This is a genomic window from Hymenobacter tenuis (assembly GCF_054780495.1).
Genome location: NZ_BAAGWF010000001.1, coordinates 829,108 through 854,398, shown reverse-complemented (window position 1 = coordinate 854,398; position 25,291 = coordinate 829,108). Strand labels below are relative to the sequence as shown.

Genomic DNA, 25,291 nt, shown 5'->3' with positions numbered 1-25,291 from the left:
TACGTAAGCGCCCCTCCAGCCTCGTGCTGGCAGGGCCCAGGCAGGCTACAACACAACATTTAAAGTACAAGAGCAGTATTTGGTACTTAAGTTGTGCTCAGAGCCACCTTTAGTGAGTTGATCTTCTGGCTTTTTGCTGCGTGTTATTGTGCCTGAACCTACTCCTGCTTCTGCCTTTAGTATCCCGGATGCAGAGGATATTTTCGCGGCGAACGACCTGTTACAAGGCATTCTGGATATTTCCCTCACCGGAATAGCCCTCTATCATCCGCTGTATGCGGCGGCTGGTACCGGCGAGATTGTGGACTTCCGGATTGTGCACCTCAACCCGAAAGCTCAGCAGATGCTGCAGTTGCCGGCCCAGCCGGCCCAAACGTATCTGGAGCTGTTTCCGCACACCCAGCCTACCGGCGTTTTCGAGTTTCACTGCCAAGCGTTCCGCTCGGGCAAGCCGGAGTATTATCAGATTAACTACCAAGGCGACAACCTAGATAACTACTTCCATTTGGCCGCGCGGCGCGTGGGCGAAGGGCTGGTAGTGAGCTTTACCGATACGGCCGAGCAGACGCGCACCTCCGTGGAGCTGGCCCTGCGCGAAAGTCAGCGCCGCGAAAAAGCGGCCCGTGCCGAAGCCGAAGCGCAGCGCAACCGTCTGCACCACCTGTTTATGCAGGCCCCGGCCATGATTACCATTTTCGAGGGCCCGGAGCACGTTTTCACGCTTGTTAATCCGCTGTATCAGCAGCTGGTAGGCACCCGGCCGTTGCTAGGCAAGCCCATTCGGGAAGCCATGCCCGAGCTGGCCGGCCAGCCTATATTTGAGCTGCTGGATGAGGTGTACCGCACCGGCGAAACGTACTTCGCTACCGAGATGCTGGTTCAGCTCGACCACAACAACTCCGGGGTGCAGGAGCTGGAAAAGCGGTACTACAACTTTATTTACCAGGCAACGCGCAATCTGGAAGGTGCCATTGACGGCATTCTGGTATTTGCCTACGAGGTAACTGTGCAGGTATTGTCCCGGCGCCGCGTAGAGGAAAGTGAGCAGCAGCTGGCCGCTACCAACGAGGAGCTGGCGGCTGCCAATGAGGAGCTACTATCGGCCAACTCCGAAATTCTGAATAACAACGTTGAGCTTGAAAACCGGGTAGCAGCCCGCACCAAGGAAAGCCTGGCGGCCCACGCCGAGGCCGAGCGGCAACGGGCCCGGCTAGAGCGGTTTTTCATGCAGGCGCCGGCGGCCATTTGCGTGCTCGATGGTCCGAACTTCGTGTTTGAGCTGGTAAACCCGGGCTACCAGCAGCTGTTTCCGGGGCGGCGGCTAGCGGGGTTGCCTACCTTGGAGGCACTGCCCGAGCTGAAAGACCAGGCCATATACCGGAACCTGCGCCACGTGTACGAAACGGGCGAAACCCACGAAGATCAAGCTCTACTTGTGCCGGTAGCCCGCTACGAAGAGGGCCCTATTGAAGAGCTGTATTTCAACTACATCATTCAGGCCCGCTATGATGAGCAGGAGCGGATTGATGGGGTGCTGGTGTTTGCCTACGAGGTAACCGACTTGGTGCTGGCGCGCCGGCAGGTGGAGCAACGCGAAATGGAGTTCCGCACGCTCACCAATGCCATTTCCAACCAGGTCTGGACGGCCAGCTCTACCGGTGAGGTAGAGTACCATAACGAGCAGTGGATCTCGTTCACGGGCAGCCAACCAGAACAAGGCATTGGCACGGGCTGGATGGACTTCTTTCATCCGCAGGATTTGCCCACTATGCGTCGGCTCTGGAACGTGTCTCTGCAAACCGGGCAGCCTTACCAGGTAGAAGCCCGCCTACGCCGCACCGATGGCCGGTACCGCTGGTTTCTGGTACGGGCCCTACCCCTGCGCGATGAGCAAGGCACCCCGCTGAAGTGGTTTGGCACCAACACCGATATTCATCAGCAGAAAGAGTTGACGGAGGCCTTGCAGCTAGCAAGCCAGAAGCTGGCCACCTCTAACAAGGAGCTACGCCTAGCCAACGACAAAGCCCAAGCCGCCAATGCCCAGTTGGGCCTTACCAACGAGCACCTGACGCGCATCAACCAAGACCTGGACAATTTTGTGTACACCGCCTCGCATGATTTGCAGCAACCGGTGCACAATATGGCCGGCGTGTTCGAGGAGCTCAAGCGCACTGCTACCTTCCACGACCCCGATGCGGAGCGGTTGATGACCATGTTTGAGGAGGCGTTGCACCAGATTCAGGGCACCATTCAGGGGCTGGCGCAGGTAGTGCAGGCCGAACGCCAGAATCAGGAATTCCCCATTGAAGCCGTTGATTTACAAAAGCTCACCGAAAGCATTATTCAGAGCATCGGCACCCAGGCTACGGAGCGAAAAGCTGAGTTTAAGCTTGACTTTAAGGTAGTACCCGCCTTGTTGTTTGCCCGTCTCAATCTGCAAAGCATTCTGTACAACCTAATCAGCAATGCCCTGAAGTATTGCCACCCCGATCGGCCGCCGGTAGTGAGCGTAACCACCCGCCTCACTGCGGCTGGCAGCCCCTTGCTGCTGGTGCAGGATAATGGCCTAGGCCTTGATTTAAGCCGATTCGGGCCTGACCTGTTCCAGATGTTCCGGCGCTTCCACGACCATGTGCCCGGTTCAGGACTTGGCCTCTACCTCGTAAACCGCATTGTGCAGCAGGCCGGCGGCCACATTGAGGTGAGCAGCACCCTGGGCAGCGGCACCACTTTCCGGATTCATTTGCCGGCTGCCTTGCTGCCCGGCTAAGGTACTAGGGTCCTGGCTGTGGCAAACCGGTTTCGGCTCTGCAACAGCCTAGTACCTACCGGTCTTTCATGGGGTCGTGGCCCCAGTTCATAAGTGAATAGCGCCAGCGCGACGTTTCCACGTCAGACTTGTCGTGCGGACCTTGGGCTAGGTGGCGGCTGATGTAGCTGTGTACTTTGTGCATGTGCTGCTCGTCGGCCTCCGTGAAATCGGCTTTCTTTTTGCGCAGAATCCGCACAATCTCCTCGCCCGAATGATGCCCAATGCTGGTACCGTCGCCGCTGTCCTGCCCCACTGCCTTAGAATCGGGAGTTTTCAGCCACTTTTCCAGCTCAGCAGTAGTCATATTAACATCGCGCTTGAAGTCGGCGTAGATGTCATCGGAAGCGGTGCGTTTGGTTGCCATTGGCGGAAAGGTAAGGGCTAGGAAAAGGCAGCGCGCCACAAGGGCGCCATTTGCTTCTCAACGGTAACCTTCCCTGCACGGTTGCTTGCCAAGCCGCTTTGGCTAGTTGCACCATCCTGCCAATTGGGCGGTTGGCGCCAGCAACCCACCTAGTCTTCAGGATACTGTCCCGCGCATACCATCAGTCCGGTTCAGGTTCTCGTATTTCTGGCCGTTCACCAAGAACTCGCGCAGACGGTTGATGTGCTTCTTTACTTCTTCTAGCTTTTCTTCCTGCTGCACGCTCCAGTAGCCTTCGCCGCGCACTGCCATGCTGGTTAGCAGGATTTTGCGCTCTTCCATCATGCGCAGCGCCACCCACAAGGTTTCCTCCAATGACTGCTGCGACTCTTTCAGCAGGCTATCCGCCGTAAAGGAGTGGCCGGTATGGCAGCGGTAGCGTAGCATTTTGCCTTGGTTCAGCTCCCAGAGCGCCCCGCCGCAATCAGGGCAGGTAAGCGGAATCTGGTGCCCGATTTTGGTTACTTCCTCCGTAGTTCCCATAACACGCTCGGCAATTGAGGCTTCAATTATCAAATCCTGCGGTATCGATACGGCACCTGGCTCAGCTATCGGCCTTGTCACTAACTCAGCCAGCAAACTGCCCATTGAGTCCAGGGGCTCTACGAAGTCAACGGCTACTCCGCGCAGCGCAGTTTCCGGCATGCTCGGGAACTCGGCATCGGCAGGGTCTTGCACCACGGCCGTACCACCGCAGCGCTTAATAAACTCAAGCCCGGCGGTGCCATCGTGCAGCATGCCCGTCAGGACTACTCCTATGGCGTTGGGGCCGTAGGCAACGGCGGCGGACCGAAACAAGGCGTCGGCGGCCGGGCGATAATTGTTCTCACGCGGACCTTTCGTAACCAGCAGATGGTTGTCTTTGATGAGCAAGTGCCGGTCAGGAGGGGCTAAGTACAGGTGCCCGGCCTTAATGTGCACGTGGTGCCGAGCCAGTTGGCACGGCATAGAGGTATGAAAATTAAGCCGGTTCACCAGCGGTTCGCCGGTAGAATCGGGCGAGAGGTGCTGTACAACCAACACCGCTGCGGGCAAGGAGGCATCAAGCTGAGCTACTAACCGCGTCAGGGCTGGCATGCCGCCCGCCGAGGTTCCAATGACAATTAGGAAAGAAGGAGTGCCGGACACAAAAAACAGAGCTAGAGAGAATGAAAAACTACGCTGAAGCCGGAGTCTGGAAGTCAGCCATATACTACGTGTATTCGATCACTGAGGCTTTGGTTGAGCTTCTATTTCCACGGAAAAAATGCCTACTTACCAAAGTCCGACTAGTAAATAGATAGCTTTGACCTAAGGCTGCCCCCCTTCTTTGGCCAGCTACCCGAAGCATGCTCGTCGGGCCGAATTTCTTTGCACATGAACTCAGATGCTCCCCAGAGCCCGGCTGAAGACGGGCTGCTTGCTACTAGCTCCGTTGAGGAGGCGAACCTGGCACCTGCCGGCGCTTTAGCCAAACCCAAAGCGGTACCGCTTGCCATTGATAAATTTCCGATTGTAGCGCTGGGTGGCTCGGCGGGTGGCATTGAGGCGCTTGAGCGGTTTTTCAAACATCTGCCGGCTACCAACGGAATGGCTTTTGTGGTAGTGATGCATCTGCTGCCAACGGCCAACGGCCACTTGCCGGAGGTACTGCAGCGCTTTACTGCTATGCCCGTGGAGGAGGTACAGGAAGGAACCCGCCCGGTGCCCAACCATGTGTACGTCATTCCGCCGAACTACGACCTGAGCCTGCTCCAGGGCCGGTTTGTGCTGCTGACTCCCACGATGCCGCAAGGGCACCACTTGCCCATCGACTTCTTTCTGCAAACGCTGGCCAAAGATGTCCGCGACCGGGCCATCTGCATCATCTTCTCGGGGTTGGGCTCTGATGGCACCCTAGGCCTGAAGCTCATCATGGAAAACTACGGCATGGTGATGGTGCAGGATCCCGAAACGGCGGCCTTCGACTCCATGCCGCGCTCGGCCATGGCCACGGAGTTTGTAGACTTTGTACTGCCTCCTGAACTGATGCCAGCTAAGCTGCTGGAGTACGCCGAGAGCCCGCTGCACCTGCGCCCTGCCCGCAACCTAGCAGACGGCACCATGCCCGCTCAGGCCCTTCAAAAGATATTTCTGCTCATTCGGGCGCAAACCGGCCACGACTTCAGTTTTTACAAGCGCAACACCATGTTTCGGCGCATTGAGCGCCGCATGGCATCGCACCAAATCAAGGAGTTTTCGCACTACGTGCGCTTTCTGCAGGAAAGCCCCCAGGAGGTAGAGCACCTGTTTAAGGAGCTGCTGATTGGCGTAACCAAGTTTTTCCGCGACCCGGAAGCCTTCGACAGCCTGAAGCGCCACCTGCTGCCCATGCTACGCGAAAAGGAAACCGGCAGCACCATTCGGGTGTGGGCGCCCGGCTGCTCTACCGGCGAAGAAGCCTATTCCTTGGTCATGACCTTGCAAGAGTGCCTGGATGAGCTGGCAGCCAACCGCTACCTGAAAATTCAGCTGTTTGCCTCCGACATCTCGCCCGAAGGAGTTGAGTTTGCCCGCCAAGGCTCCTACCCCGAAAACATTGCGGCCGATGTAAGCCCCGAACGGCTGCAACGCTTTTTCACGAAGCAGGAAGGGCGCTACCAAATTCGGAAGGATGTGCGCGACATGGTGGTGTTTGCCCTGCACAACATTCATAAGGATGCGCCTTTCACGAAGCTGGACTTACTCACCTGCCGCAACCTGCTTATTTACCTGAGTGCTGAGCTGCAGCGCAACTTACTGCCGGTATTTCACTATGCCCTTAACCCCGGCGGCATCTTGTTCCTAGGCCCCAGCGAAAACATAACCGGCTTCCAGGACTTGTTTCAGCCCCTGGACCTGAAGTGGAAGATTTCGCGCCGCTCTGACTCCGCTACGCCTTTGCCCAGGCTGGCCAATTTTCCATCTTCTCTGGCCCGGCACCCCAGCTTGCCCTCGGCCCCTAGTGCGCTTATGTCATCATCCGTATCAAGCCGCCCCGAGGGCGGTGCATTCGCCGCGTTAGTGCAGAAGACGTTGTTGCGCGCGTATGCCCCACCGGCCGTGGTTATCAACAGCAAAGGCGAAATACTGTACGTAAATGGGCGTACGGGCAAGTACCTGGAGCCGGCGCCTGGCCTCAGCGGCATGAACCTCTTCGATATGGCCCGCGAAGAGCTCACCTTTGAGCTGGGCGAAGCCGTGCACCGCGCCACTGAAACCCGCCAGGATGTGATGGTGGAGAACGTGCGGCTGAAAACGGAAAGCGGCCAGCAGCTGGTACGCCTTTCTGTAAAGTTTCTAGATGAGCCCAATGCCCTTTCCAGCCTCCTGATGGTGGTGTTCGAGGACCAGCCTACCCCTCGCCGGCTGCGCAAGGCCGCAGGCAGCCGCTACACCCCCGACCTGAGCCGCGACGAGGTGGTAGCGGCCCTGGAGAAAGAGCTGCACTACACTAAGTACCGCCTGCAAACCTCCCTGGAAGAAATGGAAAGCTCTCTGGAGGAAATGAAAAGTATCAACGAGGAGCTGCAATCGGCCAACGAGGAGCTGCAAAGCACCAATGAGGAGGCCATGACCAACAAGGAGGAAATGCAGAGCCTTAATGAGGAGCTGATGACCATGAACATGCAGTACCTCTCCAAAACGGAGGAGCTCTCAGAAACGGCCAACGACATGAAAAACCTGTTGGACGCCACCGAAATTGCCATCATTTTCCTCGACAATGACATGGCCATTAAGCGGTTTACGCCGCCCGTAGAGCGCATTATTCACCTCATGCCCACCGATGTGGGCCGCCCCTTGCTGCACTTTGCCTCCAACCTGCGCTACGAGCATTTGCTGCGCGACGTACGCCAGGTGCTGGACCGCCTCACGAGCATTTCTACCAATATCCAGACGACGAGCGGCGAGTGGTACACCATGCGCATTCTGCCCTACCGCACCCTCGATAACTACATCAGTGGCGCCGTCATTACGTTTACGGATGTAACAGGGCTTAAGAAGCTAGAAGAGCAATTGCAGGAAGCGGCTCGCTCGGCGGAAAGCATAGTGGAAACCGTACGCGAGCCCCTGCTCGCCCTTGATCGGGAGCTGCGCGTGCTCACCGTTAGCAAGGCCTTTGCCGATACTTTTCAGGTAGTGCCAGAGAAAGTGCAGGGCCAGCCCTTTACCTCGCTTTGCAACGGCGCCTGGGATACGCCAGCGCTACGGCAGCAGCTAACCGACCTGCTCAACCCAGCCTCCGAAACCACCCGTATTGAGAAGCTGACCATAGAGGCCAACTTCCCACACCTGGGGCGCCGGCGGGTGCTGCTGTACGGGCGCGCCATTCTGCGCGGCGGCCACCAAACCGACCGGGTGCTACTAGGCATCGAATCGGTGGAAACCCTCCCCTAGCCTGGCCGGCATTACGCTCACTTTCTGCCCTAGTAGCCGAAGCTGACCGATTGATGTGTAACGCCGTACCTACGCTAGCGTAGCATCCTTACGTACTAGCCTAGCCCTTACTCCTTCTCCACCTTCCACCGCTATGTCTGAACTCGAACCCGGGTTATACCACCAGCATCAGCCCCTGGACTTGCAGGCCGCCTTGCGCGACCTACGAAACCGGGCCGAGCGACGCCAGTTGGTTACCCATAGCCTGCCACCCGATGCCTCGCCGGATATTCAGCGGCTAGTGCAGGACTTGCAGGTGCATCAGATTGAGCTGGAAATGCAGTATGAGGAGCTGCTGCTAGCCCAGTCGGAAGCTCAAGCCGCCAGTACCCAGTACATGGAGCTCTACGACTTTGCACCGGTAGGGTACTGCACCATTGGCCCCGATGGCACCCTTCTGCAGCTCAACCTGCGCACCAGTCAGTTGTTCGGGATGGTCCGCCAACAGCTGCTAGGCCGCCGTCTGGCCGTGTTTGTGGCCCCAAACAAGCGCAACGCCTTTGCTGATTTTCTGGCCACCATTCTGGAGCGGCAAGAGCGCCAGATGCTGGCCACCGAAATGCACCGCGAGGACGGCACGTCGTTTTACGCCCGGCTGGAAGGTAGCGCTGCCACCAACCGGGAGGGCCAGCAGGTATGCAACCTTGCCCTTATTGATATAACGGAGCAGTACCAGGCACGCCGGGAGCTGGAAATGAGTGAGCGGCGCTTCCGGTTGCTGTTCAACCAAAACCAGGATGGCATGCTGCTCATGCGCGACAACCGGTTTGTAGATTGCAATGGCGCAGTGCTGCGGATGCTGGGCATTTATGACCGCAGCCAGCTGCTCGGTCAGCACGCATCGGCGTTTTCGCCAGAGCGGCAGCCCAATGGCCGGCTTTCCTTTACCCAGGCTCAGCAGTACTGGGATGAGGCCATCCGGAACGGGCATTGCCGCTTTGAGTGGTGCCGCAACCGGAGCTCCGGGGAGCAGTTCTGGGAAGACGTGCTGCTGACCGCCATTCCAGAAACTGATGGTTTTTTGGTGCACGCCGCCTGGCGCGACATCACCAAGGAAAAGGAAGCGGCTAGGCGCATTCAGGAAAGCGAAGAACGGCTCCAAATGGCCTTAGCAGCTTCTGAAACCGGCGTCTGGACGATAGAATACGCCACGAGTACGGTGTACTGGGATGCTCGCAGTCGAACTATTTTTGGCCACCCAGAGGGGCCCAATCCGGCGCCGTATGAGCTATTGCAGGCCGCCTATCACCCCGATGACGCCGCCGACATTACCATGGCCCTGCAGCAGTCAGCTGACGACCACCTGCCCCTCGACCTGAAGTACCGCATTCTGTGGCCCGATGGCTCGGTGCGCTACATCTCGGCGTTTGGCAAGGTAGAGACCGGCCCGGGCGGGGAAGCGCAGCGTTTTGTGGGGCTGATGCGCGACATCACGGCCCGCCGGAAGGATGAAGAAGAGCTACACTACAAAAACCGATTGCTGGAGCACATTCTGGCCAACCTGCCCGTTATTCTTTCGCGTTTCACTACCCAAGGCAAGTACCTGGAAATGGCCGGCAAGGGCCTGCGCCGTATTGGCCTGCCTGATAATGCTGTGGTAGGGAAAAACATTTTTGAGGTATTCCCTACCATTGCGGAGCCCATTCGGCATCTGCTCTCCGGCCAGCAAATTTCCTTTCTGGATGAGCAGGTGTACAACGGAGAACGGGTATCGTTCCAGAAATACGGGTTCTTTGACACGCAGCGCCAGCAGGGCGTTATCTTCTCGATTGACGTAACGGAAGCTGAGCAGCGCCGGGCCCAGCTGGAGGTAGAAAAGGAATTCACGAAAAGCCTGCTCAACAGCACCATTGATGCCGTAGCGGCCTTAGACACCAACCTCCGGACGACCGCCTGGAACACTACCGTAGCCGATATCCTTAGCCGCACCGAAGCCGACGCCCTCGGCCGTCCGTTTGCGGAAGTACTGCCCGGCATAGCCGACGACCCCAAGGCCATGGAGCTGTTGCAGCTGGCCCTGCAGGGGCAGGCCACGGAGTACCCCAACTGGCCCGGCCGCCACCGGCCCATGATCATGGACCTGAACTTTGTGCCCCTGTACACGCAAGGCGCCCTGAGCGGTGTGTTGCTGATGGCCCGGGACGTAACAGAGCGCAATGCCCTGCAAGCCCAGGCCACCAGCCTGAAGCTGCGGCGGCAGCAAGAAGTACTTTCAGCTATTTTGACTACGCAGGAAGAAGAGCGCCGCCGCATTGCGGAAGGGTTGCACAACGGCGTTGGGCAGCTGCTGTACGCCACCAGCCTCCACCTCGACAGCCTGCCCCCTTCCGAGGAAGCAAAAACCAGCAAAAAGTTGCTCAAGGAAGCTATTCAGGCCACCCGGAAAATCTCCTTTGAGCTGACGCCCAGCATCCTGGAAGACTTTGGCTTGAGCTCGGCGCTACAGGAGCTGGTAAAACGGATACCGCCGCAGGTTTTGGCTACTACCCTGAGCATGCCGGGCCTGCGCGAGCGTCTTAGTCCGGCCATGGAAACGGTGGTATACCGGGCCGTGCAGGAGCTGCTCAACAACGTGATGAAGCACGCTAAAGCCCACAAAGTTAACATCAGGATAACCCGCTCCGATGACACGCTGAAGGTGCAGGTAAAGGACGATGGAATTGGGTTTGACCCCGATACCACCAACCGCCAAAGTCAGGGACACGGCATTGGGCTGGCCGGCATCCGCACGCGCGTGCATCTGCTGGGCGGCACCATTGAGGTTACGTCGCGCCCCGGTAAAGGCACCGCTATTCTGCTCACATTTCCGGTAGCAGAAAAAGCATAGCCACTAGGCCTCAGAAAAGCGCAAACCCACCGGTACCCAATTCGGGCCATCAGGTGGGTTTGCGCCTTTCTGAGGCCTAGTGGCTGCAGGTGTTGTGCTGCTGGATGAAAGCTACTGGCCACGTTCCATAGTTTCGGCAACTGGCTGGCCTGGAGGCAAAAAATTGAAGTAGGGCAACTACTGTTCTGGCACTTAGAACATAGCCAAGGCTTAGTACTCACGCCAGATGGCCAGCACCCAGGTCAGCAGAACAGGCGAAGCTGCAGGAGCTATGGCCTATTGCTTTATCCTCTTCATTATCCTGGGTTGGCGAAGAGCAGTGCGCGATTTTATACTACCTCAGCGTGAACCTGTTAGCTCCTTATCTAACAGTGCATTACACAATCAACTCAGTATAAATAGCCAGAAATAATAAGGTAAATCAGTAGAAGCTGGGCCATAAATCAGTAGAAATACCGGATCCTAAGAAACGGGCTTTGCGTTTAAGCACCAGTTAGTTAGCTACCAGCAACTAATTTTTCTCTCGCTCCTGTACCACCTGCTATGCTAACACTGGCTACTTCTCCTTTACACCTACTTCTAGTACCTACTGGCCGTCGCTTGGATTTTGCGCTGGTTCCGGGTTGTTCCGCTTCCATTTACCGTCGTTGCCAGTGTCAGGGCTGGGAATGCGTGGCGCAGGATGCCCGTAGCCCGTTCCTGGATCAGGAACGGCTCCCAACGGATGCGGCCCCAGAGTACATGGTGCGCTTCCGCAACTGCCAGGACCTGTCCACGATTTCATCTCGGGTTGTGCAGGCTCATCCGATGGGACTGCCGGCTGGCCCGAATTGGGTAACCTTGCATTAACCCTGCATACCTCGCCCGTAAGTTCACTAGGTTCCCCGACCTAACAGACAACGGCCCCATTGCTAACAGCAGCTACCTAGTAGTTGCCGGCAATGGGGCCGTTATTAGTTAGGTGGCTTGCTACTTTCTACTGACGAGTTAGCTTGGTGGTGGTGCGCTGCGTACCCTGCTGCACCGAAAGGCCATACACCCCGAGCGGCAGCTGGCTTACTTCCGGCAGCGAGACAACCGAAACGCCTTTTTCCACCTGTACTGAGCGGTTCAGTACAATCCGCCCCAGGCCATTGGTGCAGGTGATGATGGCGGCACCGCCTTCCTGAGAATTGATTTGCAGATTTACTTCCTCCAGAAACGGATTGGGCCACGCCTGCACGGCTAGCTTTGCTGCTGTTCCGGTGGTGTTCACGGCTAGCACGGAGGAATAGTGGGCCGTTTCATCCGCGTCTGCCTGCTTTAGGCGGTAGTATAGTAGGTTGCCCGAAAAGTCAGACTGGTTATCGAGCCAGGAGTAGGTAGTGCGCTGATTTGCATTACCCTGGCCGGCTACCTTGCCCACTGCCCGAAACGTGCGCCCGTCAGTGCTCACCTGCACCTCGAAGTAGGCATTCTGAAACTCAGTGGCCGTTGCCCACCGCAGCAGAATACCGTTCTGCTGACTAGCAGCGGTAAAGCTAAGTAGCCCAACAGGCAGCGGCGCCGTGCTCGAGCTCAGTTCTACCGCCCCAATATTCCCTAGTACCCCCGAAGCCGGCGTAGCAGTCCCAAAGAAGTCACGCGGGCCGGGCGAGGTATTGAACTCACTCTGCAGGTTTAGCCCCTTGCCAATAACCGTGGAGCCCGACTGCAGCTTATACGCATCCCAGGAGGTTTGCAAGGAGCGGTTTTGCGCACCGCTGAGCGTGCCGCCACTACCAGGGCTAATGAAGCCGGGATCTTGGTTTACTCCTACTGCCCGCGTGCCTACTTTTTCCTGGCTGGTAGCGCTTTGCCAAGCGCTGAGGCTAGTAAACATGGTTCCGCCCCATTCAATGTTTAAAGGCGTCTCTGTACCCCAGTAGCAATTACCCTGGAACTGAATGTTGCTGGTAGACAACGCTTGCACCTGCGGAATACCGCCGGTGGTTTGAAAAATGTTGTTGCGAACAGTAATGTTACTTACGCCGCCGCTGGAAAGGTAAAACGCTTTGGCTTTCGTGTTATCGGTGGCGGGCGTCAGGTACACCGTGTTGTTGTGAATGGACGCCCGCTGGATACCGCCGTTTGCCCCCGATGACCATAGCATAATGGCTCCTTGGCCATAGCGGCGGGCATCGTTCTCGCTGATATTGTAGCGGATGGTAAGGTCGTGCATGGCCGGAGCCCCGCCGAATTGCGCCAACAGATACCCAGCGCCATCGTTGTCGTGGGAGTAGTTGTATTGCATCACCGAGTTGGTGCAGCCACCGTCCAGGTCAAATCCGCCGCCATCATGCGCCAGCCCCGACCGGTTGTGGTGCGATTCGCAGTCCTGAATCACAAGGTTGTTGCACAGCCAGCCCCAGATACCCACTGGACCACCGCTTGGGTTGCTGTTGAGCCAGCCGTTGTTATATGCCTCACACTGCTCAACCAATACGCCATCGATACCTGCCAGCAAAATTCCACTTCCCGTATGGGTGTTCGTGACGTCTTTGCGGCCAGAATTGTCATAGGCTTTGCAATTGCCCACATACCAGCCTTTGTGGCTCATTTTGGGGTAGGCGCTGTAAGAGGAAATGCCAGCCTCCCCGTTTGCATGGGCTTGGCAATTGGTAATCAGCACTTCATCGTAGCCGCTGGTGGCTTTAGAGCTGCCTAGAATAATGCCTGACCGAAGGTAGCCGCTCACATCTAGGCTATCCAGCACAATGTGCCGCAACCGCTTGTCGGCTATGTCAGTAGTAAAGATCACCCCAGAGTTACCATTTGTCAGGCGGCCGGATCCTACAAACTTCAACCTACGCAACTCAATGCCACCTACTTCTGGAGCATAGAAGCCATGGCTGTTGCCACTGCTGATGGTAGCCGAGCCGGTACCATATGACCCAATGATGATGGGAGCTGTTTCACTACCACCGCTTTGGAGCCAAAGGGACCCGGTGAAGGTTTCGCCCCCTTGAAACAATATCCGGTCGCCGGGCTGAAACTGAGCTGCATTCACTCGGCTAATTGTTTGCCAGGCAGTGGCAGCTGATACTCCCGAGGCAGCATCATTTCCGACCGGACTAATGTAATATGTCGTAGCCAGTGCCACGGACGAACTAACTAAACAAGAAACAAATACTAGTAGTAAAAGTACAATTCTCATACGCATCACGAAGCTGTCTGGAACACAGTTGCAATACTATGAAAAGAGATGAAGTATAAAAATATGAATGTTTTTCAAAGATTTATAACGCAATTAAGGCTTACTAGAGTCAAATTATCCAAATAAGTAATTACAATATAACCAAGAGATTAAGTATCTATTTTTAATATTTAATCATCAGAAAAGTTACACTTCCTACATAACACGACGGTAGAAAGGAAGTATGCTTTTAACAAGAGTGATGATTTTTGCCTCAGACACTGTATTTAACATAAAGGTAGATGCTGTTACGGCACTTAATTAGTTAATCTGGCAATAACGTCTCGGCTTGTATGCTTGCCAGCCGCACATGGGCACATAGGCCGCCCTTGGGCGGCTAGGCCTATTGCACGTAAAAAGGTACGTTGGCAGTAGCTATACTTCCCTTCCCATCTGATACAGTTACTGCCAACCGGTACGGTCCTGGCTGCTGAGGTGCCTTAATAACGGCCTGTACACCACTAGCCTGCACACAGTTCTCAACCGCATCGGGAGCCGTATTCTGCCTCATATCAGGAAACACTTCCCAAACTACTGTGAGCGAGTCATTTTCGGGGTCAGAAACCAAAACCATAGCCTCATGCTCTGAATTACGTACCAGACGCCGGCCATTGCGCACACTAGCTTCCGCAAACAACAAACCCGATATCCGAGGAGCCAAGTTACCCGGTGCCTTCCCAGACCACAGTTCCTGCATCACATCCACAGTTTCTGTTTTTTCGCCAGTAGGGGCAAACAAACTAAACCAGGTTGAAGTGTACTCATATTTATTGCCCCAGAAGAAGACATACGCACCTAAACACGTCGCTGGGTTACCCAGCACGGCCTGAGTATACCGCTCACGAGTGAACGATGCTTTTTCCGTACTGCTTTGTTCGAACGCCGCCTTCCAGCCCGTTTTGCGCGACTCCCAGTAGCCTCTGGCCCCGAATTCCGTTACTGCATATGGTCCGGTCCAGGCCTTTGCCTGTAGCCTTTGTTGCAGGCCAGTCAGGTTTCCAAAGGCATTGATGCTCACAAAATCTAGGTCAGGACACAGGCGCTTTACCCGCTCAAGATTTTCAAGTGTACTAGTAAGAGATGTAGTTACAGGATGATAAGGGTCTAGCTCATGGAGCATCCTGGCAACATCATTTATTGCCTTATATAGATGAGGATTAGCGGACTCCAGGTTAATCTCATTGCCCACATCCCAGGCAAGCAACGCAGGGTGGTACCGATATTTGAGCACCTGCTGCCGTAGTTTCTCCTTCTGCTGGGCTACTTGCTCTTTGTTATAGTAATCGAAATGCTTCGACTCGTGCTCCATCCAGAGTCCCAGCATAACAGTTAAACCTTGGTGGTGCGCTTCTGCCATTCGGTCGTCGGCATAGTCAGCAGACCATAACCGGACAGAGTTTCCGCCGGCCGCTTTTAGCTGTTCATAGCGTTGCAACCCGGCACCTCCCTTAATAAAGTAAGGCTTTCCTCCACGTAGGAGTTGGTACCCTTGGGGTGTATGCACCAGTTTTACAGGCACAACTCCTTCAGGTGGCGACTGGCTTTCAGGTTCTTCTCTTGGGTTGCAACCTACTGCCAGATAAATAGTCAGAACTGAAAGTAAGGCATTCCGTATTAGGCGTTTGCAAATGCCTGACAAAAGCAGTGTTGGTTTTTGCATTGGAGTATGCAGTAGTTAAAAATATAAGTTTTAATAGAAATTATTAAAACTTAGAACTTTGAGCGTACGCAAACCCTTATAGTCCCCGTTAGGCAAGAAGCCAAGTTGAAGTTGTATGCGGAGAAATGTTTTGGAGAGCAACGAGCACTGCTTGCCTTATGAAAAGAAACTTCATTTGACACAAGAAGCTAATCGGAGTACGGCAGCAGGTGTTGTAGTACGTGATGCTGTGGGTGTACGGCAGATGCGGGTTTTGGTAGGCCTAGGGCTGGCAAGCCTGCTGTATTTTGTGGTGTGGTTCGCTACCTCAAACCCCATTGGGTATGCTCCTTTGTTTTGGCTGCTGGCCGTTTCGTTGGGATTCAAGCTGCTGCGCACGTTGCACGAATGGTATCACTATGTGAACGTAACGGAGCCCGTAGTGCCAGCCGGACCACTACCTGTTTTTTCGGTAGATGTGCTTACTACGTTTTGCGCCGGGGAGCCTCATGCCATGATAGTGGAGACCCTGGAGGCCATGCAGGCCATTACTTATCCGCACACCAGTTACCTCTGCGACGAGGCCGACGACCCGTATTTGCGGGCCGTCTGCCAGCGCTTGGGCGTGGTACACGTTACACGGCAGCACAAGGTCAAAGCCAAAGCCGGTAATATCAATAATGCCTTGCAGCAGGCAACCGGAGAGTTGTGCGTGGTCCTCGACCCCGACCACGTACCGGCGCCAGATTTCCTGGATCATGTGGTACCCTATTTCACGAACTCGAAAGTGGGCTACGTGCAGGTAGTACAAGCCTACGGTAATCAGGACGAAAGCCTGGTTGCGTTGGGTGCGGCCGAGCAGACTTACCATTTCTATGGTCCCCTGATGATGGGGATGAACAGCTATAACACCACCCAGGCCATTGGGGCAAACTGTACCTTCCGCCGGGCTGCCCTTGATAGCATTGGGGGTCACGCCGCCGGCCTGACCGAAGATATGCACACGGCTATGCTGCTGCATGCTGAGGGCTGGCAATCGGTGTACGTGCCGCGGGTGCTGAGCCGGGGCTTAGTACCCTCTACGTTGGGGGCGTTTTATGCTCAGCAACTGAAATGGGCACGTGGTGCTTTTGAGCTGCTGTTTACGGTGTACCCGCGCTTAATAGGCCGATTTTCCTGGCGTCAGCGGCTACATTACGCCACGCTCCCGCTGTACTTTCTATCGGGCTTGGTTACGCTTATTGACCTAGGTGTTCCGATTGCTTCGTTGGCTTTCTCAGTATATCCTTGGCACATAGCCCTCGATGCTTTTGCCCTGCATCTGGCTCCACTGCTAGTAATTAGCCTGCTGATTCGCTACAAAGCACAACGCTGGTTGCGCGAGCCACAGGAAGCCGGTCTGCACTTGGCCGGCGGCATTCTGCGCGTAGGCACCTGGTGGGTGTATCTGCTGGGGCTGGTATACACCTTTCTGCGGGTACGCGTGCCCTACATCCCAACGCCCAAAGAAGGCAACACGCGCAATGAACTGCGTATTTCCTTGCCTAATATTCTGGCCATTGTGCTGTGCGCTGTGGCAGTTAAATATGCTGGGCGGGTTGACTGGAGCCCCTACTCCCGCCTGATGGCCTTCTTGGCTACCTGCAATGCTGGCATTCTGCTGGCCGCGGTTGGCATGGGCCAGCATACCTGGGTACAAACCGTGCTAGACGACTTCAAAAACAAGCCCTTGAACTGGTTGGTGCAGCTAGGCCACCGCATCACGCATACCCTGACGCAGCGCACCCAAACGCTAGGTGTTTCCTTGGCGGCAAGTAGCCTGGTATTGGTAAGCGGCATCGACGCCGCACATTATGCTGACCAGCGGGCAAATAGCCTGGGGTCGGCGGCTTGGGTTCTGCATGGCGGCGACAAATTGCATACTGGCGTTGAACAGAACGCATTCCCGGTTCAGGTTTCGTCGTTTTCAGTGGAGCGTTTACTAGGGTCGTCCGCTTCAGAAACCGCCCCAGATGTTGTGGGGCTTACTATGACGGATCAACTCCCGACCAGAGAGATAGTCGCATTACAACAGCAGGAAATTACGCCGTTGCTCAACTGGACTGTAACTCCGGCCTCTAAGCTGGCCTGGCAGCAAACAGCGCAAGCCCTTCGTGCTCTAAACCGCCCTATTCTATTGCGCCCACTTCTGCCCGACATGCCCGCAGAAGCATACCGCAGGGCGTGGCACGGGTTGGTAAAACAGTTTCGGGCCGCCAAAATCACTAAAGTGGTGTGGGTGTGGACTCCGCCTCGCCCCGATGCCGTGCAGACTCATTACCCCGGTAAAGACTATACCGATTGGGTAGCTGTAGACTATGAAAAGGCGTCGCCTTTGGCCCCTAACTTTCTGGCTGCTTACCAGCTGTACCGGCATGAGTTTGCCCTGAACTTAGCATTGCACGACAAGCCCGTCATGCTGCTGGGAGCCGATAGCCGTTGTACAAACGCACAAAAAAAGGAGCTGCTTACCCAGCAATACCCCGAGGTAAAAGCAGTCGTGTTTGCAGATGACGCTCAGAACAAAAGCCGTCCGCTCCTCACCACGGGCAACTGGTTTAATGCAAACTTGGTAAGCAAAAATTAAGCGCTGGCGGTTTAAATCAGTTTCATGCCTAGGCGCTAGTAGAGCCGGTAAATCGGTTCTGCTGGTGCCCGCTTGCCTAACATTTTACTGGTTGAGGCGTTAGTCGGGGGTAGTAATTTTTTTATGCCCGAATCAGACATTCTTATTATAGGCGCGGGTGCCGCCGGGTTACTGGCAGCCCGCACCCTAGCCCGCGCCGGGCGCCGCGTACGCGTGCTGGAAGGCCGCAACCGTGTTGGCGGCCGCATTCATACTTCATCAGAGGGAGGCTTTTCAAAGCCTGTGGAAAGTGGGGCTGAGTTTCTGCATGGCGAAGTGCCCCTGACCCGGCAACTGCTCCGGGAGGCCAACACCGAGCTGCAAGACACCACGGGCACCAACTATGAGGTTAGCCGCGGCCAAGCGCGTATTTCGGAAAGCTTCCTGGATGATATGCCCCTGTTACTCGAGAAGCTGTACGCCCTCGAGCACGACCAGCCACTTACGGAGTTCTTAGCTCAGCACCTACCCGGCGACCAACACCAGGCCTTACGAGAGCAAGTGCGCCGCTTAGCGGAAGGCTATGATGCCGCCGATTCAGACCGAGTGAGCGCATTTGCCCTGCGCGACGAGTGGAGCGCGGGTGGCGCCGAAGACTCGCCGCGGCCTGAGGGCGGCTACGGGCTCCTCATGGAGCGCCTGGCCCAGGAAACCCAGGCGGCTGGAGGTGACATTCAGTTAGGCACGGTGGTGCGCGAAATCCGGTGGCAGCCAGGACTGGTTACGGTGCACACTACCGATGGCAGCACGTATCAGGCGGCGCACGTGGTGCTCACCGTGCCGCTAGGCATCTGGCAAGCCCAACCCAACCAACCCGGCTACCTACATCTGGTGCCCGAGCTTCCGGCCCACCGCGCTGCGGCGCGCGCCCTAGGGTTCGGGCCTGTGCTGAAGGTGTTGCTGGAATTTGATGCGCCCGTTTGGGAGCAGGCAGCAGCAGAGGTAGCCCAGCCCCTGCCGGAGCTGGCATTTCTGTTTTCCGATGCGCCGATACCTACTTGGTGGAGTCAGCTGCCTGACGGCCGGCCGGTACTGACGGGCTGGTTGGCCGGCCCCGATGCGCAGCAACGCCAGCACGCTTCTGACGATGAACTACTCACGGAAGCGCTGGCTTCCCTAGCTTACGTATTGGGTTCAACCTCAGCTTATTTAAGACAGCATTTGCGGGGACAGCGCATCGTGAACTGGGCCGCCGATCCGCTGGCGCTAGGTGCCTATGCCTACTCAACCGTTGGGGCTGCTGGAGCCCGCGCGGCCTTGGCTACTTCCGTGGCCGACACCCTGTTTATTGCGGGCGAAGGCGTGTACGACGGCCCCTATACCGGTACCGTAGAAGCAGCACTGGCCAGCGGCGCCGACGTAGCCCGGCAACTTCTAGCATTAACTTCCTCTTCCTAGGTCCTCAGTAGGCACCAACCCCAGCACCTACTACGATGCCAGGGTTGGTGCCTACTGAGGACCTAGGCCAGCTTGTGGTAGTTCCGGTTGATGTGCGGCACTGTTTCCCAGTGGGCCACCAAAAATGCAGGCGGAGAAGCTACGGCCGCCAAACCTGCTCCCCCGCCCGTGCTGTTTGCAGCAGCAAATTGAGTGCTTACAGCAACGCTACGCCACTTTCAGCCAATTCTGTGCGCACTGCATCGGGCCAGATGCTTACCTGCACCTCGCCAATATGCCCTTTGCGCAGCATAAACATGCACACCCGGCTTTGCCCAATGCCACCGCCAATGCTCTGGGGCAGTTCATCTTTCAGCAACCGTGCATGAAATGAAAGCTCCTGCCGGTCCTCGCAGCCCCGCAAGGCAAGCTGGCGTACCAGTGCGTGCTTATCTACCCGAATACCCATTGAAGACACCTCGAATGAAGTTTGCAGCACCGGATGCCACAACAGAATGTCGCCGTTGAGGCCGCGGTAGCCCTGGGCCGTTTCGGTGCTCCAGTCGTCGTAGTCAGGGGCGCGGCCATCGTGCGGCTCCCCATGGCTCAGCTCTCCCCCAATCCCGATCAGGAATACGGCACCATAGGTCTTAACAGCCTCGTGCTCCCGCTCCTTGGCGGTAAGCGTGGGATATTGTCGGAGCAAATCCTCAGCGTGCAGAAACGTGATTTTACCCGGCAAAACCGGCGTGATTTCCGGGTACTCCGCCACTACGCGGGCTTCTGTGGTGCGCAAAGCATCATAAATGCGCTCAACGGTGGCCTTCAGAAACTCGGTGGTACGCTGTTCGGCACTGATGTGCTTTTCCCAATCCCACTGATCTACATAAATGGAGTGAATGGGTGAATAGTCCTCATCGGGGCGCAGGGCGCGCATGTCCGTCAGCAGCCCGCGGCCGGCCTCAATGCCCAGCTCCTGTAGGCGCACCCGCTTCCATTTGGCCAGGGAGTGCACCACCACGGCCCGGCGCTCATCCAGGGATTTAATTGGAAAAGCAACCGGACGCTCAATGCCGTTCAGGTCGTCGTTGATACCCGTGCCATCTAGCACGGCAATCGGCGACGAGACTTTGCTGAGGTGCAATTCCATGGTCAGTTCTTTCGTAAAAACCTCTTTTACAAAACTGATTGCTTCCTCTGTTTTTAATAATTCCTGCGCGCTCATGGCAATTAGTATTTACTGTTTGTAGAAAGATTTTATTTTCAAAAAGGCACACAAATTCCCCTCTCCCCGTCGGGAGTTTTTGAATTTTAGGAAATCAATTTGTGTCGTGAGAATTACAAAGTCGCTAGGGTTTCGAAGTGGGCAACCCAGCTGTGTAGGCACAAAAAAAGCCTTCCGAACTACGGAAGGCTTTCAAAAGGAATATCAAGTAGTGATTTTCCGTTTCTCCTAAGGAGCAATAGCCTTCCTGCCTCGAATAAGATTATTATTCGAGTTATTATTCAGAAGATTATTGCGAAAAATACGCATTTGCGAAGTCAGATGTGCGTCAGATTTATGCAAGTATAAACGACGATAATTAGTTATCCAATTAAAATCGGTAATTAATTTATCAATCGGCAGTATTGGGGCGCTGGGGCTGATTTTATTCTTCACTGCCATTTAATGCCTCACGCACTTCACGCACGGCTTGCAATACGGAGTGCGGCACGGCCGACTCTGGCTGTAGCAGCTTGAGCAGGCGCAGATATTTGGCGCGGCCCTCATTGCGCATAAACGGCGGCACCTCATACACGAACACCTTGAAGGGCTCTGTCTTCTGTACCCCAATCAGCAGGAAACGGTCGGCGTGCAGCGCATCGGCATAAAAGGCAGCTTGGCGGTCGTAATCATACTGGGTGCACTGCTCCACAAAGTGGTTATGGTCGCGGGCCATAGTGGTCTTGAAATCCACAATGGTATAAGGTTGCCCAGGCTGATCAATGACCAGATCGGCGCGCAGCTTGCACAGCGTATTGGTAATAGGCTCCGTGAAAACACAACTAGGCTCCGGAGTGCCCTGCTCCAGCAGCGCGTTTACCTCCGGGTTAAGCTTCACACCATCCACCATCCACCAGATCAGGGTGTCGTTGATGCCGGGCTGGCCGGCTTCGTAGAGGTCAGGCTCCAGCAAGGCAGTATGGAAGGCAGTGCCTAAACCTAAGGCGCCACCTATGCTGTTATGCGGCCGCGGAGGGCGGCCATTCAAGGCATCGCGCAGGCGAGAAAGGTCGGAATTGGCAATAGCGGGCAGGGCGCGGTAATCGTCGTACGCGATGCGCAGCAGATCAGGACGCGGGGCAGTAGCAATGGAATCAGTCACAAAGAAAGAACAGCGGAGCTTGGTAAAAAGCTCCGGAAAATACAAAGCAGAAGTTTGAATGAGGGAGTATACGCATTTTTACAGAATGCTCCTACCCCACGGTTTCGCTGGAAGGCAATAGCTAGCAAAAAGGCAGCACCGGCAGCCCGGCTTACCGCTGACTGGCAGGCCCCTGTTCGGTTTTTGCTGGTAATCCCAGGTCATCTCATATTCTTCCGCTCGACAATCCTGCAGCCTTCTGAGATTTGCAGTTACTAGGTAGCATCAGTGGCTAAACCGGTAAGAAGTGCCACTAGTTGGCTTCGATACCGGACAAATGAGGTTGTCAGCCGCTTTCAACCTAACCATTATCAGCAAAACCCGGATACAGGGTCATGCCGCCATCAGCGAAAATGGTGGTACCTGTTACATAATCGGCTTCATCGGAGGCCAGCCACACGGCCACCTGCCCAATATCCGACGGCTCGCCGATGCGGTTGTACGGAATCAATGTCAGGAGCTTCTTGGCGGCGTCTGGCGTAGCCCAGGCTTCCTCGTTAATGGGCGTTTTGATGGCCCCTGGCCCGATGCTGTTCACTCGGATTTTATGCGGGGCCAGTTCCTGAGCCATACTCTTCATTAGCTGCATGATGCCGCCCTTGCTCGTGGCATAATTAACGTGCCCAGCCCACGGAATTACTTCGTGCACAGAACTCATGCACAGTATTTTACCCGTAGCCTTTGAAATTTCCGGCTGTGGGCCGCGCCGCACAAACTCGCGCGCGGCCTCCCGGGCGCAGAGAAACTGCCCGGTCAGGTTAACGTCAATCACCCGCTGCCACTGCTCTAATGTCATATCCAGGAATTCCGCGTCCTGCTGAATGCCAGAGTTATTGACTAGGATATGTAACGTCCCGAACTCCTGGCGAATCTGGTCGAACATGCGCAGTACATCCTGCTCCTTGCTTACATCAGCCTGAATATGGATGGCTTTCCCTCCGGCCTGCTTGATTTCGGCAACTACTGCTTCTGCTTCATCAGCGCTGCTAGCATAATTGACTACCACCGTAGCGCCTTCTGCCGCCATGGCTTTCGCTACGCCGGCCCCAATACCGGAGCTACCACCCGTGATAAGGGCAATTTGGTTTAACAGACGTTGGGAAGTAGTTGGGGAGTTAGCCATAGAAGCAGGAAGTATAATGGACAAGACGCTGCCTTTCTAGACTGGTAAACCCTCCCTTTGGTTACAAAAGCATTGCTTGCTATCTACTCCTACCCCCTCGCTATTCGGCTACTTACCCTCGCTCCTAGCTTGTAGGGCAACAAAAAAGCCCCGCCGGTGAGGCGAGGCTTTTGGTGATCCCGCTGGGATTCGAACCCAGGACCCATACATTAAAAGTGTATTGCTCTACCAGCTGAGCTACAGAATCAGGTCCCGACCAGAAGCGTGATGCTTTTCAGAAGGGAGTGCAAAAGTAGAAGGCGAAGTCTATAATTGCAACTCACCTCAACGGTTTTACCCGGTTTGGCTCATCTATTTACGGTAACTCGCTCACTTTCAAAGACAATATTTTTACAGTTACTAGCTTCTTTAGCATCATAAGCCGTCTCGGACTAAACTTGGTGCCCAATACTCCAGTAAGCTAGCGCCAGGTTACTTTCCGCAGAAAAGTGTTGAGTTAACCAGATGACGTATCTGCCTGTAGGGCAACAAAAAAGCCCCGCCGGTGAGGCGAGGCTTTTGGTGATCCCGCTGGGATTCGAACCCAGGACCCATACATTAAAAGTGTATTGCTCTACCAGCTGAGCTACAGAATCGTTTTCTTTGCAACGGCGAACTTTTTTCGCTGATTGTGGCACAAAAGTAGAGGCCCAAATCTAACCGTGCAACTGTTTTGTTAAAAAAAGCCCACCTTTTTTTTCTGCTTCTGCTGGTTGTCGGCCAACCCATTCAGGCCCAAAAAGTTACTCCACAGCTTGCGAAAGCCGATTCCTTGTTTGTCGCCGGACAGGTAGAGGAAGCCTACCCGTTGTACCGCCAGGTGCGCGAAAGGGCCGGAATTCAATCGGTGCAACAGCTCTTGCGCATGGCCTACATACAGGAAGGACTAGGGCATTACCCAGCGGCGCTTTACTACCTGAGTGTAGCCCACGCGTGGCAGCCACGCCAGGATACGTGGCGTAAAATGGTGGTATTAGCTCAGGAGCACCGGCTTACAGGCTACCCTGATACGTGGCGGCAACACCTGGCCATTACGGCGCAACGGTACTATTATCGGTTGTTGCAGGGTATGTTGGCAGCCGCAGTAGCGGCAGGCACCTTGTTATTAGTGCGCCGCCGCACCGCCGACCGCGCCTGGTGGACGGCCTATGGGATTTATTTGGTAAGTGTAGCCGCTTTCGTCAACCTACTGGGCCCTAGCAAGGTGGGATTGGTGGCCAGGCCACGGGCCCCCTTGATGGCCGGACCGAGCGCGGGCGCAACCTGGCTGACTACTGCTGCGGCCGGCGACCGGTTTGAAATCCGGGGCAAGCAGGACATTTGGTATCGAGTGCAGTGGCAAGGCCGCGACGCCTATATCCGCCGCCCGGATCTAATGCTGGTTGACTAGGCACTCAATTCTCCTTAACCCAAAAGAGCGGCTCCTAGGTAGGAACCGCTCTTTTAGTTTCCACTTGGGCTATTGCCTATTAGAGCTTGAAATCAGGCTCCTCTTTCCGGAAATGATTCAGCACCAGCTTATCGGCCAGGCTGGGCAGCAGCTTATTCAGGAAAACCGTCAATTTCCCTTGGCTGGTTAGTACCAGGTCGCGGCGGCGCTCCCGGATAGCGCTGAGTAGGTGTTGAGCTACCTCTTCGCTGCTCATCATTTTCTGCTCATTACGCGGCGACTCGCCTTGGGCAGATCCATCGGCAGCTAGGGCCACATTCCGAATATTGGAAGCCGTAAAGCCCGGGCAGGCCAGCAGTACGTGTACGCCCTGCGGCAAGAGTTCGGTGCGCAAGGCCTCCAGGAAGCCGTGCATCGCAAACTTAGAGGCTGAGTAGCCCGTGCGGCCGGGCAAGCCGCGGTAGCCGGCAATACTGCTGATGCCTACAATGGAGCCTTTGGCCTTCGTAATGTAGGGTAGCGCAAACTTGGTGGCGTACACCGTACCAAAAAAGTTGGTTTGCATCAGGCGCCGGATTACCTCCAGGTCAGCATCCCGAAATAAGGCGCGCATACTAATGCCCGCGTTGTTGATGAGCACATCGAGGCCGCCAAAAGCCGCCACTGTTTCCTGCACGGCCCGCTCCGAATCGACCTCTACCCCCACATCAGCCCGAATAGTCAGGTACTGCACTCCTAGCCGGGCCAGTTCCTGACCGGTTTCCTGTAGGCGAGCCTCGTCGCGGCCCGTGATGGCCACGCGGGCACCCGCCTGTCCAAACGCTAGGGCCGTTGCCCGGCCAATGCCAGAAGTACCACCCGTAATAAGTACTACTTTATTTTTCATGAGAGAAGATTAACTACCATCCTGCCGCAGCCGGCAGCCCACAAAACTACAGGTAT

14 protein-coding genes and 2 tRNA genes are annotated in these 25,291 nt (G+C 55.7%); 6 read left to right on the top strand and 10 right to left on the bottom strand.

Features of this window, described 5'->3' with window-relative positions; translation table 11 throughout:
- Nucleotides 1-148: 148 nt before the first annotated feature.
- Nucleotides 149-2,770 (top strand): PAS domain-containing sensor histidine kinase, encoded by a 2,622-nt coding sequence (locus ACYVGU_RS03685; protein ID WP_460620946.1) that lies wholly within the window; start codon nucleotides 149-151, stop codon nucleotides 2,768-2,770.
- A gap of 55 nt (nucleotides 2,771-2,825) precedes the next feature.
- On the opposite strand, the gene ACYVGU_RS03680 is transcribed toward ACYVGU_RS03685, so the two are convergent.
- Together ACYVGU_RS03680 and ACYVGU_RS03675 are read right to left on the bottom strand one after the other, a co-directional pair.
- Nucleotides 2,826-3,176, bottom strand: a complete 351-nt coding sequence (locus ACYVGU_RS03680; protein WP_460612415.1) for a DUF3140 domain-containing protein — start codon at nucleotides 3,174-3,176, stop codon at nucleotides 2,826-2,828.
- 156 nt (nucleotides 3,177-3,332) lie between these two features.
- The gene (locus ACYVGU_RS03675; protein ID WP_460620945.1) at nucleotides 3,333-4,364 is read right to left on the bottom strand and encodes a chemotaxis protein CheB; all 1,032 of its coding nucleotides are present in this window, start codon (nucleotides 4,362-4,364) and stop codon (nucleotides 3,333-3,335) included.
- Nucleotides 4,365-4,592: 228 nt separating this feature from the next.
- On the opposite strand from ACYVGU_RS03675, the gene ACYVGU_RS03670 reads away from it, so the two are divergent.
- Together ACYVGU_RS03670 and ACYVGU_RS03665 are read left to right on the top strand one after the other, a co-directional pair.
- A complete protein-coding gene (locus tag ACYVGU_RS03670) occupies nucleotides 4,593-7,631 on the top strand; it encodes a CheR family methyltransferase (protein ID WP_460620944.1) in 3,039 nt (1,012 codons plus the stop codon).
- Between the two features lie 133 nt (nucleotides 7,632-7,764).
- Complete coding sequence (locus ACYVGU_RS03665; RefSeq protein WP_460620943.1) at nucleotides 7,765-10,497, top strand: sensor histidine kinase; 2,733 nt, start codon at nucleotides 7,765-7,767, stop codon at nucleotides 10,495-10,497.
- Nucleotides 10,498-11,473: 976 nt separating this feature from the next.
- Here ACYVGU_RS03665 and ACYVGU_RS03660 read toward each other — a convergent pair.
- Nucleotides 11,474-13,525, bottom strand: coding sequence for a hypothetical protein (locus ACYVGU_RS03660; protein WP_460620942.1), 2,052 nt, complete (start codon nucleotides 13,523-13,525; stop codon nucleotides 11,474-11,476).
- A gap of 529 nt (nucleotides 13,526-14,054) precedes the next feature.
- Nucleotides 14,055-15,371 carry a glycoside hydrolase family 2 TIM barrel-domain containing protein gene (locus tag ACYVGU_RS03655; protein WP_460620941.1) on the bottom strand — a complete coding sequence of 439 codons (1,317 nt, stop codon included), beginning with the start codon at nucleotides 15,369-15,371 and terminating at the stop codon, nucleotides 14,055-14,057.
- 244 nt (nucleotides 15,372-15,615) lie between these two features.
- Here ACYVGU_RS03655 and ACYVGU_RS03650 point away from each other — a divergent pair, with 244 nt between their 5' ends.
- Together ACYVGU_RS03650 and ACYVGU_RS03645 are read left to right on the top strand one after the other, a co-directional pair.
- Nucleotides 15,616-17,976, top strand: coding sequence for a glycosyltransferase (locus ACYVGU_RS03650; RefSeq protein ID WP_460620940.1), 2,361 nt, complete (start codon nucleotides 15,616-15,618; stop codon nucleotides 17,974-17,976).
- A 123-nt stretch (nucleotides 17,977-18,099) separates the two neighbouring features.
- Nucleotides 18,100-19,413: a flavin monoamine oxidase family protein gene (locus tag ACYVGU_RS03645; RefSeq protein ID WP_460620939.1), complete on the top strand. Its 1,314-nt coding sequence runs from the start codon at nucleotides 18,100-18,102 to the stop codon at nucleotides 19,411-19,413.
- Nucleotides 19,414-19,609: 196 nt separating this feature from the next.
- Here the strand turns inward: ACYVGU_RS03645 and asnA are convergent, their stop codons facing one another.
- The 5 genes from asnA to ACYVGU_RS03620 form a co-directional block, all read right to left on the bottom strand.
- Nucleotides 19,610-20,617 carry an aspartate--ammonia ligase gene (gene asnA, locus ACYVGU_RS03640; protein ID WP_460620938.1) on the bottom strand — a complete coding sequence of 336 codons (1,008 nt, stop codon included), beginning with the start codon at nucleotides 20,615-20,617 and terminating at the stop codon, nucleotides 19,610-19,612.
- 424 nt (nucleotides 20,618-21,041) lie between these two features.
- Nucleotides 21,042-21,758 carry a PD-(D/E)XK nuclease-like domain-containing protein gene (locus ACYVGU_RS03635; RefSeq protein ID WP_460620937.1) on the bottom strand — a complete coding sequence of 239 codons (717 nt, stop codon included), beginning with the start codon at nucleotides 21,756-21,758 and terminating at the stop codon, nucleotides 21,042-21,044.
- A 340-nt stretch (nucleotides 21,759-22,098) separates the two neighbouring features.
- Entirely contained in the window at nucleotides 22,099-22,920 is an 822-nt protein-coding gene (locus ACYVGU_RS03630; protein WP_460612425.1) for an SDR family oxidoreductase, read from the bottom strand.
- Between the two features lie 171 nt (nucleotides 22,921-23,091).
- Nucleotides 23,092-23,167: transfer RNA gene (locus tag ACYVGU_RS03625), tRNA-Lys, on the bottom strand.
- 312 nt (nucleotides 23,168-23,479) lie between these two features.
- Nucleotides 23,480-23,555 (bottom strand) — tRNA-Lys (locus ACYVGU_RS03620).
- 77 nt (nucleotides 23,556-23,632) lie between these two features.
- On the opposite strand from ACYVGU_RS03620, the gene ACYVGU_RS03615 reads away from it, so the two are divergent.
- Nucleotides 23,633-24,349, top strand: a complete 717-nt coding sequence (locus ACYVGU_RS03615; RefSeq protein WP_460620936.1) for an SH3 domain-containing protein — start codon at nucleotides 23,633-23,635, stop codon at nucleotides 24,347-24,349.
- A 79-nt stretch (nucleotides 24,350-24,428) separates the two neighbouring features.
- On the opposite strand, the gene ACYVGU_RS03610 is transcribed toward ACYVGU_RS03615, so the two are convergent.
- Nucleotides 24,429-25,235 carry an SDR family oxidoreductase gene (locus ACYVGU_RS03610; RefSeq protein ID WP_460620935.1) on the bottom strand — a complete coding sequence of 269 codons (807 nt, stop codon included), beginning with the start codon at nucleotides 25,233-25,235 and terminating at the stop codon, nucleotides 24,429-24,431.
- Nucleotides 25,236-25,291 lie beyond the last annotated feature (56 nt).